Below are 17,317 nucleotides of genomic sequence, written 5' to 3'. Positions count from 1 at the left end.
AGTTCTTAAAGATAAGAGATTTTACCTCTCAGGATTATTTCAAACGTTTGCTTTAATTAAAAACCCTTCATTATGGCCGACATCAAAAAAGAAGATATTAAACAAGAAGTTTTTGATCTGTACGATGACTATGCCCACAATCGTATAGATAGACGCGAATTTGTTCAAAAGCTTTCCCTGTACGCAGTAGGAGGGCTTACCGTTTCTTCGCTCATGAGTTTTTTAATGCCTGATTACAAGAACCGCACGCAGGTTAAGGCAGATGACCCGCGCATTCAGGCGGAATATATCACCTATGCTTCTCCCAAAGGTGCCGGTACAATGAAAGGCCTGTTGTGCATGCCTTCTGATGCTAAAGAAAAATTGGCGGGCGTAATTGTAGTGCATGAAAATCGCGGACTGAATCCTTATATCGAAGATGTGGCTCGAAGAACAGCTCTTGCCGGATTTGTGGCATTAGCTCCGGATGCTTTAACACCATTAGGCGGATATCCGGGTAATGATGATGAAGGTCGCGCCTTGCAGGCTAAACGTAACAGAGAAGAAATCTTAGAAGATTTTATCGCCGGATACGATTATCTGAAAAAACATCCGAAATGTACAGGACGTATAGGTGTGGTAGGGTTTTGTTTTGGCGGATGGGTGGCTAATATGATGGCTGTGCGTGTTCCGGATTTGGGAGCAGCTGTTCCTTTTTACGGAGGACAGCCTAAGGACGAAGATGTTCCAAAAATTAAAGCTCCTCTACTCATTCATTATGCAGAATTGGATACTCGGGTAAATGAGGGATGGCCTGCTTATGAAAGCGCACTTAAGGCGCACAATAAGGAGTACACAATGTATATGTACCCTAAAGCCAATCATGGGTTTCATAACGATACCACACCACGCTACGATAAAGAATCAGCCGAGTTGGCGTGGAAAAGAACAATAGACTTCTTCAACCAAAAACTAAAATAGTGTGGCAAAGACCACACTATTTTTTATTATTTAAAACCAACTCTTTTTTAAAACTCAGCGTTCTTAGGTGTTCTAGGGAACGGTATTACATCACGGATATTGTTCATCCCGGTAACAAACTGAATCATACGTTCAAATCCCAGTCCGAAACCAGCATGAGGAACTGTTCCAAATCTACGGGTATCTAGATACCACCATAGTTCTTCATCGGGAACGTTCATATCCTTCATTTTTTTCAGCAGCACATCCAGTCTTTCTTCACGCTGCGAACCGCCAACGATTTCACCAATACCCGGCGCCAAAATATCCATTGCGGCTACTGTTTTTCCGTCATCATTCATGCGCATATAAAATGCCTTGATTTGGGCCGGATAATTCATCAATATCACAGGTTTTTTGAAATGTTTTTCTACAAGATAACGTTCGTGCTCGCTTTGCAAGTCCATACCCCATCCTGTAATAGGATACTGGAATTTCTTTTTCTTATTATAATTACTATTCGCCAGAATGTCGATGGCTTCGGTATAGGTTAATCTTTCAAACTGATTGTTTAGCACAAATTCTAGTTTTTCAATCAATCCCATTTCCGAGCGTTTGTCCTGGGGTAACTGCTTTTCTTCATCGGCCAAACGCTTAGCCAGAAAGTCCAGATCCTCAGCATTATGATCCATTACGTATTTTATGATGTACTTGATGAATGCCTCGGCTAAGTTGGCATTATCTTCCAAATCATAAAACGCCATTTCCGGCTCTATCATCCAAAACTCCGCCAAGTGACGTGTAGTATTGCTGTTTTCGGCTCTGAAAGTAGGGCCAAAAGTATAGATCTCGCCCAGTGCTGTAGCTGCTAGTTCTCCTTCCAACTGGCCACTTACTGTAAGATTGGTCGATTTTCCAAAAAAATCTTCTTTAAAATCTACCGATCCGTCTTCGTTGCGAGGTGTATTATCGAAGGGTAATGTGGTTACTCTGAACATTTCTCCTGCACCTTCAGCGTCACTAGCAGTAATGATAGGAGTGTGTATGTAGACGAATCCTTTTTCGTTAAAAAACTTATGAATTGCAAAGGCCAATGCATGACGTACGCGAAATACCGAAGCAAACGTATTCGTACGAAAACGCAAATGCGCAATCTCTCTCAAAAACTCCAAAGAATGTTTCTTTGGTTGTAGAGGATATTTCTCAGGATCGCTATCTCCTAGTATTTCAATAACTCTCGCTTTCAGCTCCACTTTTTGTCCTTTACCCAAAGAGGGGACCAGCGTTCCTGTTACCTTCAAAGAAGCTGAGGTAGTGATTCTTTTCAGAAGCGATTCTTCGAACTGGCCCAATTCTGCCACTATTTGTAGATTGGTATTGGTACTTCCATCGTTCAATGCAATAAATTGATTATTACGGAAAGTACGCACCCATCCCATTACCGTAACTTCCTGCTCCTGAGGTTCCTGTTGTAGCAGCTCTTTTATTTTAATCCTCTTATTGAACATTTGCTTTTATTTTGGGCGGCAAAGATAATATTAATATCCTCCACCTTGGCCTGTATTTATATTATTTGGACGAGAAAAATTACATTAACAAGGAATAATTTTTAGAAAAAATATATCAAAATAGGCAAAAAATTTGTTTTCTTGTTAATTATGCGTTCTATTTTAAACGATATTATCAAGAGAAGCCACACCAAGTGTTAAGCCTTTTTAATAACTTAAAAAAAGTCAAAATTTTTTATATGTTTTGTTTTTTTTGATAAAAACACATTATTTTCGCAGCAGAAATGACCTACGGCTTGTGATCATCTCTGCTAATTATTGATTTCCATTTCAATAAGATTCACCTAAAACAATTTTCATTATTTTTTATTGTTAATCAGCATGCGAAAGCCGGTATTTGATTAATTAAGTTTACCCCTATGTATGATATTTTACAATTGAACGACATGCTCGTTCCGGAATTGTTGGACATTGCCAAACAGTTAAATATTCCTGATGCGAAAAAACTGACGAAGCAAGAGCTTGTATACCGTATCCTTGACAGCCAGGCGATAGCGGGTTCTAAGGAAGAAACAACTGAAACAAAACCTAAGAGAAAACGCATCGTAAAAGCTACCACTTCAGTAGGAACGGAGGAAGCTTTTGTGGAAGACGAAGGAACTGACACACAGGAAGAAGAAACCAAAGAAAAGAAGGCCAAAGCGCCAGCTAAAAAAGCTAAAGCTGCGGCTAAAAAGAAAAAAACTACAACGAAAAAAGAAGAAGAAGAAACTGTAGCAGAATCCGAAGAAAAAGAAACCAAAAAGAAGAAAGAGGAAAAAACCGAGGTAGAAGAAGCTACTACCGAAGCATATAGCGAACAAGAAGATGAAAATGAAGGGAAAGATTTCTCTTTCGATCCAGCTACGCTTTCTTTTATTGAAAAAGCCCTAAAGGCCACAGAAAAATACGCCAATCCGACTCCTGTAATTATAGACGAAGTAGCTCCTCAACCCAGCAAAGCGAAAAAAGAAAAAGAGAAAGAAAAAGATGCTGCTTTCAATGTAGAGTTTGATGGTGTGATTTTGAGCGAGGGTGTGTTGGAGATGATGCCAGACGGATATGGTTTTTTAAGATCTTCTGACTATAACTATTTATCCAGCCCTGACGATGTATATGTATCTCCTTCACAAATCAAATTATTTGGATTAAAAACAGGTGATACTGTACATGGAGCTGTTCGTCCTCCGCGCGAAGGCGAAAAATATTTTGCGCTCTTAAAAGTGGATACCATCAACGGTAAGAGCCCGGAAGAAGTGCGCGACCGCGTACCTTTCGATTATCTGACACCACTATTCCCTTACGAAAAATTAAACCTCTTTACCAGACCGGAAGATTATTCCACACGCATTATGGACCTCTTTACCCCCATTGGTAAAGGACAAAGAGGTTTGATCGTAGCTCAGCCCAAAACTGGTAAAACCATGTTGTTGAAAGCAGTAGCAAATGCTATTGCCCAAAATCACCCTGAGTGTTACTTAATGGTGGTACTGGTAGATGAAAGACCTGAAGAGGTAACCGATATGGAAAGAAGCGTGAAAGCCGAAGTTATTGCTTCCACCTTCGACGAGCCGGCCGAAAAACACGTAAAAGTGTCTAACATGGCCTTGCAGAAAGCTAAAAGACTGGTAGAATGTGGACACGATGTGGTGATCCTGCTCGACTCTATCACTCGTTTGGCAAGAGCTCATAATACCGTATCGCCCGCTTCAGGAAAAGTACTAAGTGGTGGTGTGGAAGCCAATGCCATGCAAAAACCCAAACAGTTCTTTGGTGCCGCCCGTAAAATTGAAAACGGAGGTTCTCTTACTATTCTAGCTACAGCCCTTATCGATACCGGAAGCAAAATGGATGAAGTGATCTTTGAAGAATTCAAAGGTACCGGTAACATGGAACTGCAGTTGGATAGAAGACTGGCTAATAAACGCATTTACCCTGCAATTGATCTCACAGCGTCTTCTACACGCCGCGACGATCTGTTGCTTGATAAGGACGTGCTGCAAAGAATGAATCTGCTTCGCGTATATCTGGCCGATATGAAGACAGAAGAAGCGATGACAGAACTCTTAAAACGCATGAAGGGCACCAAGAGCAATGAAGAATTCCTTGCTAGCATGAACTCATAAGTCTTAATATTAATATAAAAAGGCTGGTTCTTTCTCAAAAGTTCCAGCCTTTTCCTTTAGCTTTACTACTTATAAGCTTTTATTTACTAATTACTTCGATGAGAAAAAAATATTCCGTAGGCACTAAAATGAAGGTTGCCGTGGATTGTATCGTTTTCGGATTTGACGGTAACCGATTGAAAATACTACTAATAAAAAGAGGATTTCAACCCGAAAAAGGTAAATGGAGTCTGATGGGTGGTTTTGTGAATAAAGATGAAAGTGCTGAAGATGCTGCCAAAAGAGTCTTGAAAAAACTTACCGGTCTGGATGGTATTTATCTGGAGCAGTTTCACACCTTTACGCGTCCGGATCGCGACCCGGTACAGCGTACCATATCTATCGGTTATTTCGCACTGATCGATATTAATAAATACAAAGACTCATTACACGATAACTTTAAAGCACATTGGTTCCCTATAAAAGAATTTCCTTCTCTCATATTTGACCATAATGAGATGGTGATGATGGCTCAAAATAGGCTGCAATATAAAGCTGCATCACATTCTATTTTATTTGAGTTATTACCCGAAAAATTCACCATCCCTATGTTACAAACACTTTTCGAGGACGTGTTTAACACTGTCTTCGATAAAGGAAACTTCAGCAGAAAGATGCTCTCTACCAACCTTCTTATTAAACTAAAAGAAAAGGATAAAAGTAATTCTAAAAAGGGAGCCTTCTACTACAAGCTGGATAGAAAACACTATCAGCAGAACTTACACAAGATATTGAAGCTGGTACCTAATCCCAACGATTTACTCTAAGTACGTATCATAAGCCGATTAGGCACCTGTAGCAGATGACTGTTCTTCGGTATCGGGGTTTTCCTTTTTCCCGAAAATATCATTAAACCATTTTTCGGCTTCAGGAAAATACTCTTTCATAGCTTCTTTTCCTTTAGAAGCTAATTCTGAAAAATAATCTTTTGCTTGTTCTGCGGTTTTACCGGCCTCTTCTTTAAGCTTATTGGCCTTTTCCTTCAAATCATTCATCATTTTTTCTTTTTCTTCTTCGCTCATATTGGCATATTTTCCAGCCGCAAAACCTGCCAATGCACCTAGAATAAATGTAGCTATATGTTTGTTGTTTACCATAGTACGAATATTTTATACAAGTTAAAAAAATCCTGAGAAATTGCAAGCACACTAGTGTATAAACAAAAAGCCTGCCCTTTTTTATGAGCAGACTTTTTACTATTGCTTTTAAAATTCGATTTATTTTTTGGCAGTAGGATATACCAGCTTCATTTCCTTTATTAAATGATCGGCACCGGCAAATTTATCTATAATGAAAAGTACATAACGAATATCTACCATAATATTTCGGCAGATGGAAGGATCATAATTAATATCACTCATCGTACCTTCCCACACGCGGTCAAAGTTTAGTCCTATCAAATTTCCATAAGCATCAAGTGCGGGACTACCACTATTTCCTCCTGTAGTATGATTGGAAGCAATGAAACATACTGGCATTTTACCATTAACGCCATATATGCCATAATCCTTCTTTTTATGCAGTTCTATCAGCTTTTGGGGTACATCAAATTCATAATCTCCGGGCTTATATTTTTCCATCACACCATCTAAATAAGTATAATAATCATATTTCTTACCCGACGGGGAGTTATATCCACTTACATTACCAAAAGCCACTCTTAAAGTACTGTTAGCATCGGGATAAAATGTTTTATGAGTAAATGCATCCATCTGTGCTTGCATATACAAGCGCTGTAACTTATTGATATCAGCCTGAATTTTATTAACCTTTAACGCAACATCATTATCATACATATTTGCGATTTCAATAAGCAATTTGGCCGCAACATCTGTATTTAATGCATCATACAATCGTTCGGGCTGATTTGTTAAAGCATCCATTACTTTTTGCTTATCGGCAAATACGCTTTTGCTATAAACATCGTCAGCCCATTTAGCATAATCATTATATTGATGATATTGCTCTTTGGCATAAGTAGCTACATAGCTCGGTTCTTGCTTTTCTATGTAAAGTTGCATCATAGCAGCAAAGAGCTCCTTATCTACATTAATATTGAAATCTTTCCAAAATTTTTCAAACCAGCTAATGTCAGCGGCCAAAGCTTCTGCATAACCCTGTTTGTCTTTTCGCGATTTTAATGCACGTATTTTGTTGACAACTGTAAATAATTCTACTTTACTAGTAGTTTCTAAATAATAATCGCGCGCTAGTGCATAAGGTTTTATCTCCTTATGCTTTTGAATCAGCTCGGGTAATACTTTACCATATTTAGTTTTTAATGTAGGATTTTTCTCCAGCAATGCTGTAAATTCTTTTTCGTAGTTCAATTTTTTCTGAACTGCATTAGTAGTAGTAAGCCCCAATACTTCGCCTTGCCATTTCTTCCAAGCATTACTGATTCCGGCATATTTCGATGCATATTGAATCTTTATTGCCCCATCACTACGCATGTATTTATCAAGAATAGATAAGGCTTTATCTCTTATTGAAATTTTAGCCGGATCATACACTGTCATAATTTGTTCTACAGCTTCACTAGGCAAATACTCGGAGGTGCGACCCGGAAAACCAAACACCATTGTAAAATCACCTTCCTTTACACCACTAAGCGAAATAGATAAAAATTTTTTTGGCTTATAAGGAACATTTTCCGGACTATATTTTGCCGGCTTATTATCTTTTCCAGCATAGATTCTGAATAGACTGAAATCGCCCGTATGGCGCGGCCACATCCAGTTGTCTGTATCTTTTCCAAAGTTCCCAATAGAGGAAGGAGGTGCACCTACCAATCTTACATCATGATAGGTTTCGGTAACAAACAGGTAAAATTTATTTCCTTCAAAGAAAGGACGCACATATGCATCCTGATAAGTTTCTTTTTTAACATTATTCAATAACCCACGAACATTTCTAGCTATTTGCGACTGACGTTCGTTTTCAGCCATCGATTCAGATACATTTGTTAGTACCTGAGCAGTTACATCATCTATTCTTACAATAAATGTTACAAACAAGTTCGGGTTGGGTAATTCTTCGGCATAATCTCTTGCCCAAAAACCGTCTCTTATAAAATTTTTATCAATAGTAGAATGACTCTGAATAGCACTGAATCCACAGTGATGGTTTGTCAACAATAATCCTTTGTCCGATATAACTTCTCCGGTACAAAATCCTCCAAAGCTCACTACGGCATCTTTCAAACTTGCCTTGTTAATACTATAAATATCACTAGGACTCATTTTCATACCCAGCTCTTTCATTCTTTTAGCATTAAGTGCTTCTAGAAGCTGAGGCAACCACATACCTTCATCTGCCTTTGCTACTGAAAAGAGTAATACGCAGATGAACACTGATAATATTCTTTTTACGTAAATCATAACTTATGTAATTAAGATGTTTTTTACAGAACAGGGTAACAGATATATATTGTGTCGTTCCTAATTTGTGTTTTTAGGATTTCATTATTGTGAAAAATAGCCCATTAACCAAAAATTTCTCCCCAAAGATATGTGAATAGCAATGGATTTATGTGGATAACCCTGCGTGAAACGTTTATATGAAACATAATTGTTGGGTTATAAATTTTAAAATATTGTGGAAGCCCTTTTAGTCGGTGAGTTACTTTAAAATTATACTATCGGATATCCACAGCAATACGTAGTGAAGCAAAAAATTTTTTATTTACATTAATGATATCCACATAATTGTGGAAAACCCTCCAAAATAAGCAAGATCTAATACCTTTCATGTTAATTAGATGTCAAATTGTGTGGAAAACAATTAACTTTTAAATTTGTAATAGAACTAAAATGGAAGTTATCCACTAATTCACAGCCGTAATAGTAATAGGTCTTTTTTTAAAAAATAATAAAATAGTTATTAATAGTGTTATAATAGCAATCGCAAAAATTTGTTTGCGAAAATTTGCCATTGCATTGTATCATTGCATATCGAATTTAAATTTTTATCATGGAAGCAGCTATCTTGGAAACAGCACAGCAGGAATTGGACGTAAAGGGATTTTTGGATATTGAGGTAGATCCAACGCTGGATTTATTTGAAGAAATTAGCAAATTAAAGAAGGAAAAAAATGCAGTTATTCTAGCGCATTATTACCAGGAAGCTGATATTCAAGATATAGCTGACTACATTGGCGATAGTCTAGGATTGGCTCAGGAGGCCGAGAAGACAAATGCCGATATGATTGTTTTTGCGGGTGTGCATTTCATGGCCGAAACGGCAAAAATTCTCAATCCAACTAAGAAAGTTGTTATTCCCGATTTTAAAGCCGGTTGTTCACTGAGTGATAGCTGTCCTCCTCCCATGTTTAAGTTGTTCAAGGAACAACATCCCGATCATGTTGTGGTAAGTTACATCAACTGCAGCGCCGGTATTAAAGCGCTGAGCGATGTAATTGTTACCAGTAGTAATGCCCGCATTATTGTGGATAGTTTTCCAAAAGACCAAAAAATAATTTTCGCTCCGGATAAGAATTTAGGAGCCTACATCAATAAAGTTACAGGTCGCAACATGTTGTTGTGGAACGGTGCATGTATTGTGCATGAAATATTTAGTCTTGAAAAAATCGTAAAGCTGAAACAACAGCATCCGAATGCTAAATTTATTGCCCACCCCGAGTGTGAAGAGGAAGTGTTGAAGCTGGCTGATTTTATAGGTTCCACAACAGGATTATTGAAGTACACTATGGAAAGTGATGCAGATGAATTTATCGTAGCTACCGAAACCGGTATTCTGCATCAGATGGAAAAAGCCAGCCCGCATAAGAAATTTATACCTGCTCCTCCGGATAATGGCTGTGCATGCAACGATTGTCCACACATGAAGCGCAATACATTGGAAAAAATATACCTGTGTATGAAATATGAGCTTCCCGAAATTACAATGGATGAAGAACTGCGTCTGGCAGCTAAAAAGCCTATTGACAGAATGCTAGAAATAAGTAAGCAAGCCGGATTGTAATTTATTTGAATTCTATATTAGTATTTTCAATTTGTTTTTCTCCGTTAAAACGTAGAAATATTTGCGCAGTTGTAATTACGTCTTTCTGACAATAAGTTACAATGCGGTCAATATCTTTTTCCTCGTAATATACTTTGGCTACCATACTGCCATCGATATCATCTTTGGGTGTGCTAATACCTAAAGTGCGGGCTAGCAGATTTAAAGATGTATAACTTTTGTAATCACCGAATTTCCACATTTCCATGGTATCGAGATGATTTATCTCCCATGGTTTTTTACCGGCAATATTAAGTAGTACGGGAATAGGAAGATTGTTTATAATTAATCTTCTACAGATATAAGGAAAGTCAAATTCTTTACCGTTATGTGCACAGAGATATTTGGGTTCATTACTGCTCCATCGGTTTAGCATTTCTGTAAAATCTGCTAGAATCTTTTTTTCATCATCTCCTGCAAAGGATTTTATAACCAGCTTTCTTTCATTCTCCGATCCATGTATTATTCCACAACTGATGCAAATAATTTTTCCGAATTCGGCATAAATACCTGCTCGTTCATATATAGTTTCGGAGGTTTCGTTTTCATAGTTTTTTAAAAGAAAGCTTGCTTTAGTATCCCATAGTTTTTTCCACTCTTCATCCAATAATTCATAACTGGCTTTTTGCGGAACAGTTTCCACGTCCAGAAATAATATGTTTTGTATTGGATAATTCATGTCTGTTATAGATATTTATCTCCTTTGGTTCTTTTTACTTCAGCAACGTAATCTTTAATTTCTTGTTCTTTATCTTTCTTGCAAATTAAAAGTACATCTTCGGTATCTACAATTATATAATCCTCCATACCCTGCACAAGTACTAATTTTTTTTCAGGAGCATGAATCACAGAATTGTGAGTATCAAATACAATTACATCACTACCTGCCACTGCATTTCCAAAATAATCTTTTTCCATATTGGCATAAGCACTGTTCCATGTTCCCAAGTCGGTCCATGTAAAGTCGGCCGGGATAATGTATACATTGCTCGCTTTTTCCATAATTCCAAAATCAATGGAAATGCTCGGACATTGTGAGTATATTTCTTCTATTATTTTTTCTTCTGCGGGAGTATTTAATTTTTCTTTTTCACTATAGAATAGCTCGTATATTTCCGGTAAATGTTCTTCAAAGGATTTGATGATGGTTTTACATTTCCATGTAAAAATGCCACTATTCCATAAGAAATCACCACTTTTAATAAAAGCTTTGGCTAATTCCAAATTAGGCTTTTCAGTAAATGTTTTTACTTTATAAATACCAGGCGCCACTTCTATATCTTCATGTTGAATATAGCCGTACCCTGTATTGGGATGTGTAGGTTTGATGCCGATGGTAGTAAGCGCATTAATATGGGATACAAAATCCAGCGCTTTGTTAATCACTACCGAAAATTTCTCAAAATCGGGAATATGATTATCAGCAGGTGCCGCAATCATTACAGCATCTGGATTTTTTTCATGAATTTTAAATGCAATGTAAGCAATACAAGGTGCCGTATTTTTTCTGAAAGGTTCGGCAACAATGTTTTCTTTTGGTAATGAGGGCAGCTGTGATGCTACAATATCTGTATAATCTTCTGAAGTAACTACATAAATATTTTCAGTAGGTACAATTTTACTGTAACGTTCGAAAGTAGCCTGTATGAGGGTTTTTCCGGTGCCTAGGATATCCAGAAACTGTTTGGGGTATGAAGTTCTACTTTTTGGCCAGAAGCGGCTTCCGATACCGCCGGCCATTATAGCTACATAATTATTTTTATTCATGACTTATATCAATCCTTCTTTTAGTAAATCGTGAATGTGAATAATACCAGAATATTTTTTATTGTCGGTAACAACCAATTGGGTGATGGCGTTTTTCCGCATTATATCTAGGGCTGTAATGGCCAATTCATCCTTTGAAATATGTTTTGGATGTATGGTCATGATGTCTTTCGCTGATATATGTTCAATATCGGTATTTTTTTTCAACATTCTTCTTAAATCTCCGTCGGTAATTATTCCAACCAGATTTTGTTCCTCATCAATAACGGCAGTAACACCCAGTCTTTTTTGTGTCATTTCTACAATAACTTCTTTTAAAGACTGATGGGGGTACACAGCCGGTTTTTCATTGTGAACAAATACATCGGCTACCCGTAAGTACAATTTTTTGCCTAGTGTACCACCTGGATGAAATTTAGCAAAATCTTCATCCTTGAAGCCTTTTATTTCCATAAGACACACGGCTAGGGCGTCGCCTATTACCAACTGAGCTGTAGTACTGGTTGTAGGGGCCAGGTTGTTGGGACAAGCTTCATTAGGTACTGTGGTATTTAAAAATATATCTGCCTGCTTAGCCAAATCCGAATGTTCATTACCACATATGGCTATGAGGCTATTGCCAAAATTTTTAATGAGTGGAATGAGCGCTTTTATTTCAGGGCTGTTTCCACTTTTGCTAAGAATCATTACTACATCCCCTTCCTGTATAATCCCTAAATCGCCGTGTAAAGCATCTGCGGCATGCATGAAAATAGACGGTGTTCCTGTAGAATTAAAAGTAGCAACAATCTTCTGGGCAATAATAGCGCTTTTACCAATGCCGCTTAAGACAATACGGCCTTTGCAATTGAGTAAAAGTGCTATAGCTCTTTCAAAGTCATCATCGACGAACTTTTGAAGAGCTGCTACTGCAGCAGCTTCCTGTGCTATAACACGCTGTGCAATATCCTTACAATTGGGTTTCATACACAAGGGTAACAAAAAGCAAAAGTATTGGTTTATATGTCAATTCCGAAAGGTTTATCCACCTTATTTCAGAGGATATAAATTAAGGTTGGAGATAATAAAATTTAACCAATTTTGCTTAGTAGAGTTCCTTTAAGAGCAGTAACTTAGCAACCACCAAAAAGATTATTTTTTTTTTAATAATATCTGGCGTATCTTTTTTACGCATGATTTTGCTTAAGTTAAAATACGGAATATAGATAAAATGGGTGTCAAAAGTGGAAAAGCTGCCCCAAAAAAAGCCAAAAAAGAGCCTGGGCAGGCTGCGAAGAAGACAAAGGTTGATTTGCACGAAGCGCTGCAGAAATACTTTGGTTTTAAACAATTTAAAGGAAAACAGCAGGAAATAATAGAATCTTTACTGTCTGGTAAAGACACTTTTGTGATTATGCCAACAGGAGGAGGTAAAAGCCTGTGTTATCAGCTTCCGGCTATGATATCGGACGGCGTAGCCATTATCGTATCACCTCTCATAGCCTTAATGAAAAACCAAGTGGATCTGGTAAGAGGATATAATAGCAATGACGAGATTGCACACTTTTTAAATTCGACTTTAACCAAAAAGGAAATAAAGGCTGTTCATGACGATTTGATTTCCGGAAAAACCAAACTTTTATATGTGGCTCCGGAAACACTAACAAAACCCGAAAATCTTTCATTCTTCAGCGATCTGAACATTTCTTTCTTTGCGGTAGATGAAGCGCATTGTATAAGTGAGTGGGGACACGATTTTAGGCCGGAATATCGCAGACTGCGCGAAATGATGGATAAGATTAATCCTAATTTGCCGGTTATCGCTCTCACCGCTACTGCTACACCTAAGGTTCAGAGTGATATTATTAAGAATCTCGATCTTAGAGAACCCAACATATTTATCTCTTCTTTCAACAGGGAAAATCTTTATTATGAAATCATTCCCAAAATCAAAAAATCTCAAACACACGAAAGCATTGTGCGCTTTATAAAGGGAATGAAAAATAAAAGTGGTATTATTTATACCCTTAATCGCAAAACTACTGAGGAACTAGCCGATATTTTACAAGCAAATGGTATCAAGGCGGTTGCTTATCATGCGGGGTTGGATGCCAAATTGCGGGCTAAAAGACAGGACGATTTTCTAAGTGAGGATGTCCAGGTGATTGTGGCCACTATCGCTTTTGGTATGGGAATCGATAAGCCCGATGTACGGTTTGTGATACATTATAATATTCCAAAGTCGATCGAGAACTATTATCAAGAAACCGGTAGGGCAGGACGCGATGGATTAGAAGGAAAATGTATTCTTTATTACTCACATAAAGACGTAAGTAAGCTAGAGCACCTTATGCGGGATAAGCCGTTAAGTGAAAGAGAAGTAGGTGCACAATTAATAAATGAAATCGTGGCATATGCCGAGAGCGGCGTGTGTAGACGTAAAGTAATACTCAGTTACTTTGGCGAAGAGTTTCCGCAAGAAAACTGTGGAAACTGTGATAATTGTAAAAATCCAAAGGAGAAGATAGAGGCCAAGGAAGATGCTGTCATTGTATTAAAGGCTATCAAGGAGCTGGGTGAAAAGTTTGCTACAGATTATATGGTCACTATTATCACCGGCAAGCTAACACCTCAGGTTAAGATGTTCCGCCATGAAGGACTTTCCAGTTTTGGTATCGGTAAGGAAAAAGATGCACATTTTTGGAACTCGCTTTTCCGACAAATGATTTTAGAAGGATTGCTGCGCAAGGATATTGAAGAATATGGTGTATTGAAGATAACCGATAAGGGAGCAGCGTTCCTCAAAAAACCAAAATCTTTCAGCATTGTCCTGAACAATAATTTTGAAGAGGCCATGGGAGATGATGATGAAGGTATGGATAATGTGGCAGATGGAGCGGTTGTAGATGAGCGTCTTTTTGAAATGTTAAAAGAACTGCGGCAGAAAGAAGCTAAAAAAATTGGACTCGTTCCCTGGGTTATTTTCTTGGAAACATCTCTGCAAGATATGGCAACACTGTATCCTACAACTTTACAGGAGCTGGAAAAATGCCAGGGTGTTAGTGGTGCTAAAGCACGTCGTTACGGAAAGCCCTTTGTGGAGTTGATTGCTCGGTATGTTGAAGAAAACAACATAGAAAAACCCGACGATTTCGTGATGAAGAGTGTTGTGAATAAAAGCGGTGATAAAGTGTATATCATTCAACAAACCGATAAGAAAATTCCTTTGGAAACAATTGCCAAGAATAGAGGGTGGGAAACTGCTGAACTGCTAGAAGAAATGGAAACCATAGCTGCCAGCGGTACTAAACTCAATATCGGTTATGCCATCGATGAGATGCTTGATGAGAATGAGCAGTATGAAATTATGGAGTACTTCAAAACTTGCGAAACCTCCTCTCTTGAAGTGGCACAAAAGGAATTGGCAGAATTCGATTTCAACTGGGAGCAGTTAAAAATTATGCGTATCAAATTCCTTAGTGAGTATGGTATGTAATTCTGCAAGAAATTTTCATAAAAAATAGATTTTTAATTAAAAACCTTTATTTTTGCTGCCCCGTTAAAACGGTCGGTGCGGTAGCTCAGTTGGTAGAGCAAAGGACTGAAAATCCTTGTGTCGCCGGTTCGATTCCGGCCCACACCACAACCCTTGCTAATCGGCAAGGGTTTTTTATTTTCTTATTTATTTATTCGTTTTATTCTTAGAAAGGCCGATAAAAAATCCCGTTTAGCTTTATTGATTATCCTATCATACTACGTTAGCAATAGGAAAATTCAGGAAGGGGCGAAGAGAAATTATTTATAATTAATATATTATTATAATTTAATATAATACTATTCTTTATAAGAAGGGATAAAAATACCTAGAACATCAGCAATGAAAATATAGTATGTTCTAGGTATTAGTAATAGAGAACGAAGGGGCTTATCTACCCATGTACACCATTAAAATTTGTATATCACTTGGGTTAATGCCAGAGATACGGGTAGCCTGACCTAAAGTACGCGGCTTTACTTTGCTTAATTTTTCGCGTGCTTCGTTGCCTAAAGAGCTGATTTTTGTATAATCAAAGTTTTCAGGAATGACCAGATTTTCCATCTCGCTCATACGTGCCACAATTTCTCTTTCTTTTTCGATGTAAGTCTGATATTTTACTTGTATTGAAGCTTGCTCAATTTCTTCTTTATTGTATTTTTTAAGAGCTTCTCCAAGAGCGGGCACAGCCTGTGCCAAATCTTCCAATTCCACACTAGGTCGGAGAAGAATTTTATCAGCTTTTTGCTTTTCTACAATTTCAGAAGAGTTGATGTGTTTTAGGAATGGATTGATATCCTCGGGTTTGAAAACTGTGCTTTTTAGAATAGCAATAATGTTAGCCACGTTTTCGTTCTTTTGGGTCACTCTTTCCATTCTCTCTTCACTGGCCAAGCCTAATTTGTAACTGATGGGAGTTAAGCGTGCATCTGCATTATCTTGTCTGAGCAGGGTACGATATTCAGCACGGGAAGTAAACATTCTATAAGGCTCTTCAGTACCCTTGCTGATAAGGTCATCTATCAATACGCCAATGTATGCTTCACTTCTTTGTAAGACTAACCCATCTTTTTCCTGTACTTTAAGATGCGCATTAATACCGGCCATTAGGCCTTGGCATGCCGCTTCTTCATACCCGGTTGTACCGTTGATTTGACCAGCAAAGAATAAGTTGTCTATCAACTTCGTTTCAAGTGTATGTTTAAGCTGTGTAGGTGGGAAGTAGTCGTATTCGATTGCATAACCCGGACGAAACATTCTTGCATTTTCAAAACCCGGTACATTCCGGAGGGCTTCATATTGTACTTCTTCTGGTAAAGATGTAGAAAATCCATTCACATATATTTCTACAGTATTCCATCCTTCGGGCTCTACAAATAATTGGTGACGATCCCTCTCTGCAAAGCGATTAATCTTATCCTCGATGCTGGGACAATATCGGGGACCTACACCATCTATTCTACCGGTAAACATCGGGCTCCTGTCGAATCCGGTTTTTAAGATATCATGCACCTTTGTATTGGTGTAAGTAATCCAGCAGCAACGTTGTTGTTTGGGGTTAAGTTTAGGAGTATCAGTAAATGAAAAGCCTATTATTTCTTCATCTCCGTTTTGGATTTCCATTTTGGAATAATCCAAACTGCGACCATCAATTCTAGGAGGTGTTCCAGTCTTTAACCTATCACTTTCAAATCCTAGTTCCACTAGCTGCTCCGTAATACCACTAGCTGCTTTTTCAGCCACACGACCACCGCCAAACTGCTTTTCCCCTATATGAATTACACCATTCAGGAAGGTTCCATTGGTTAAAACAATTGCTTTTCCTTTTATTTCATGCCCCAATCCGGTAATAACACCGCATACACGCTTATCTTTTACTAATAAACCTTTCACCATATCCTGATAAAAATCCAGGTTAGGTGTTTGTTCCAGCATTTCCCTCCATTTTGCAGAAAAAAGCATTCTATCGCTTTGTGCACGAGGGCTCCACATAGCCGGGCCTTTAGATCGATTCAGCATTCTAAACTGAATCATAGTATGGTCCGTCACAATCCCTGAGTAGCCGCCCATTGCATCAATTTCACGGATAATCTGACCTTTTGCAATACCTCCCATTGCAGGATTACAGCTCATTTGGGCGATAGTTTGCATATTCATGGTTACCAATAGGGTCTTGGAGCCCATATTGGCAGCAGCCGCTGCTGCTTCACAACCGGCATGTCCGGCACCAACTACTATAACATCGTATTCTGGAAACATAAGGGTGCAAAAGTAACAATTATTAAAACGACTGCAGCCTCCTATGTGTGAAATGACAATATTAATACGATAAACTATGTTTCACGTGAAACAGAACGAAATTT

At 38.1% G+C, this 17,317-nt stretch carries 12 protein-coding genes and 1 tRNA gene; 6 read left to right on the top strand and 7 right to left on the bottom strand.

The window, feature by feature from the left end:
• Window positions 1–72: 72 nt before the first annotated feature.
• A complete protein-coding gene (locus tag PIECOFPK_RS02670) occupies window positions 73–960 on the top strand; it encodes a dienelactone hydrolase family protein (RefSeq protein WP_409966455.1) in 888 nt (295 codons plus the stop codon).
• A 47-nt stretch (window positions 961–1,007) separates the two neighbouring features.
• On the opposite strand, the gene asnS is transcribed toward PIECOFPK_RS02670, so the two are convergent.
• Window positions 1,008–2,447: an asparagine--tRNA ligase gene (asnS, locus tag PIECOFPK_RS02665; RefSeq protein ID WP_330974809.1), complete on the bottom strand. Its 1,440-nt coding sequence runs from the start codon at window positions 2,445–2,447 to the stop codon at window positions 1,008–1,010.
• A 419-nt stretch (window positions 2,448–2,866) separates the two neighbouring features.
• Here asnS and rho point away from each other — a divergent pair, with 419 nt between their 5' ends.
• Together rho and PIECOFPK_RS02655 are read left to right on the top strand one after the other, a co-directional pair.
• Entirely contained in the window at window positions 2,867–4,612 is a 1,746-nt protein-coding gene (gene rho, locus PIECOFPK_RS02660; protein WP_330974808.1) for a transcription termination factor Rho, read from the top strand.
• Between the two features lie 98 nt (window positions 4,613–4,710).
• The gene (locus tag PIECOFPK_RS02655; RefSeq protein ID WP_330974807.1) at window positions 4,711–5,418 is read left to right on the top strand and encodes an NUDIX hydrolase; all 708 of its coding nucleotides are present in this window, start codon (window positions 4,711–4,713) and stop codon (window positions 5,416–5,418) included.
• An 18-nt stretch (window positions 5,419–5,436) separates the two neighbouring features.
• On the opposite strand, the gene PIECOFPK_RS02650 is transcribed toward PIECOFPK_RS02655, so the two are convergent.
• On the bottom strand, window positions 5,437–5,748 hold the full coding sequence (locus PIECOFPK_RS02650) for a YtxH domain-containing protein (RefSeq protein ID WP_330974806.1): 312 nt from the start codon (window positions 5,746–5,748) through the stop codon (window positions 5,437–5,439).
• 120 nt (window positions 5,749–5,868) lie between these two features.
• Window positions 5,869–8,031 carry a S46 family peptidase gene (locus tag PIECOFPK_RS02645; protein ID WP_409966454.1) on the bottom strand — a complete coding sequence of 721 codons (2,163 nt, stop codon included), beginning with the start codon at window positions 8,029–8,031 and terminating at the stop codon, window positions 5,869–5,871.
• Between the two features lie 592 nt (window positions 8,032–8,623).
• On the opposite strand from PIECOFPK_RS02645, the gene nadA reads away from it, so the two are divergent.
• On the top strand, window positions 8,624–9,634 hold the full coding sequence (gene nadA, locus PIECOFPK_RS02640) for a quinolinate synthase NadA (RefSeq protein ID WP_409966453.1): 1,011 nt from the start codon (window positions 8,624–8,626) through the stop codon (window positions 9,632–9,634).
• A gap of 1 nt (window position 9,635) precedes the next feature.
• Here nadA and PIECOFPK_RS02635 read toward each other — a convergent pair whose 3' ends face one another.
• From PIECOFPK_RS02635 to PIECOFPK_RS02625, 3 genes are read right to left on the bottom strand one after another with little or no spacing between them, the layout of a single operon-like run.
• A complete protein-coding gene (locus tag PIECOFPK_RS02635; protein ID WP_330974803.1) occupies window positions 9,636–10,352 on the bottom strand; it encodes a 3'-5' exonuclease in 717 nt (238 codons plus the stop codon).
• A gap of 5 nt (window positions 10,353–10,357) precedes the next feature.
• Window positions 10,358–11,440, bottom strand: coding sequence for a mannose-1-phosphate guanylyltransferase (locus PIECOFPK_RS02630; protein ID WP_330974802.1), 1,083 nt, complete (start codon window positions 11,438–11,440; stop codon window positions 10,358–10,360).
• Window positions 11,441–11,443: 3 nt separating this feature from the next.
• On the bottom strand, window positions 11,444–12,406 hold the full coding sequence (locus tag PIECOFPK_RS02625) for an SIS domain-containing protein (RefSeq protein WP_409966452.1): 963 nt from the start codon (window positions 12,404–12,406) through the stop codon (window positions 11,444–11,446).
• Between the two features lie 244 nt (window positions 12,407–12,650).
• Here PIECOFPK_RS02625 and recQ point away from each other — a divergent pair, with 244 nt between their 5' ends.
• Complete coding sequence (recQ, locus tag PIECOFPK_RS02620; RefSeq protein ID WP_409966451.1) at window positions 12,651–14,915, top strand: DNA helicase RecQ; 2,265 nt, start codon at window positions 12,651–12,653, stop codon at window positions 14,913–14,915.
• 74 nt (window positions 14,916–14,989) lie between these two features.
• Window positions 14,990–15,062 (top strand) — tRNA-Phe (locus tag PIECOFPK_RS02615).
• Window positions 15,063–15,344: 282 nt separating this feature from the next.
• Here the strand turns inward: PIECOFPK_RS02615 and mnmG are convergent.
• Complete coding sequence (mnmG, locus tag PIECOFPK_RS02610) at window positions 15,345–17,213, bottom strand: tRNA uridine-5-carboxymethylaminomethyl(34) synthesis enzyme MnmG (protein WP_409966450.1); 1,869 nt, start codon at window positions 17,211–17,213, stop codon at window positions 15,345–15,347.
• Window positions 17,214–17,317: the final 104 nt, after the last annotated feature.

The sequence above is a fragment of the Chitinophagaceae bacterium C216 genome (assembly GCA_028485475.2).
GTDB classification, from domain to species: Bacteria; Bacteroidota; Bacteroidia; order Chitinophagales; family Chitinophagaceae; genus Niabella; species Niabella composti.
The sequence above is the reverse complement of the archived record's forward strand: the minus strand, read 5'-3'. Positions and strand labels throughout refer to the sequence as shown.

What these genes read in the sequence shown, in the direction of transcription:
- PIECOFPK_RS02670 (WP_409966455.1), top strand. Translation starts at nt 73, where the DNA reads ATGGCCGACATCAAAAAAGAAGATATTAAACAAGAAGTTTTTGATCTG.
- asnS (WP_330974809.1), bottom strand. Translation starts at nt 2,447, where the DNA reads ATGTTCAATAAGAGGATTAAAATAAAAGAGCTGCTACAACAGGAACCT.
- rho (WP_330974808.1), top strand. Translation starts at nt 2,867, where the DNA reads ATGTATGATATTTTACAATTGAACGACATGCTCGTTCCGGAATTGTTG.
- PIECOFPK_RS02655 (WP_330974807.1), top strand. Translation starts at nt 4,711, where the DNA reads ATGAGAAAAAAATATTCCGTAGGCACTAAAATGAAGGTTGCCGTGGAT.
- PIECOFPK_RS02650 (WP_330974806.1), bottom strand. Translation starts at nt 5,748, where the DNA reads ATGGTAAACAACAAACATATAGCTACATTTATTCTAGGTGCATTGGCA.
- PIECOFPK_RS02645 (WP_409966454.1), bottom strand. Translation starts at nt 8,031, where the DNA reads ATGATTTACGTAAAAAGAATATTATCAGTGTTCATCTGCGTATTACTC.
- nadA (WP_409966453.1), top strand. Translation starts at nt 8,624, where the DNA reads ATGGAAGCAGCTATCTTGGAAACAGCACAGCAGGAATTGGACGTAAAG.
- PIECOFPK_RS02635 (WP_330974803.1), bottom strand. Translation starts at nt 10,352, where the DNA reads ATGAATTATCCAATACAAAACATATTATTTCTGGACGTGGAAACTGTT.
- PIECOFPK_RS02630 (WP_330974802.1), bottom strand. Translation starts at nt 11,440, where the DNA reads ATGAATAAAAATAATTATGTAGCTATAATGGCCGGCGGTATCGGAAGC.
- PIECOFPK_RS02625 (WP_409966452.1), bottom strand. Translation starts at nt 12,406, where the DNA reads ATGAAACCCAATTGTAAGGATATTGCACAGCGTGTTATAGCACAGGAA.
- recQ (WP_409966451.1), top strand. Translation starts at nt 12,651, where the DNA reads ATGGGTGTCAAAAGTGGAAAAGCTGCCCCAAAAAAAGCCAAAAAAGAG.
- mnmG (WP_409966450.1), bottom strand. Translation starts at nt 17,213, where the DNA reads ATGTTTCCAGAATACGATGTTATAGTAGTTGGTGCCGGACATGCCGGT.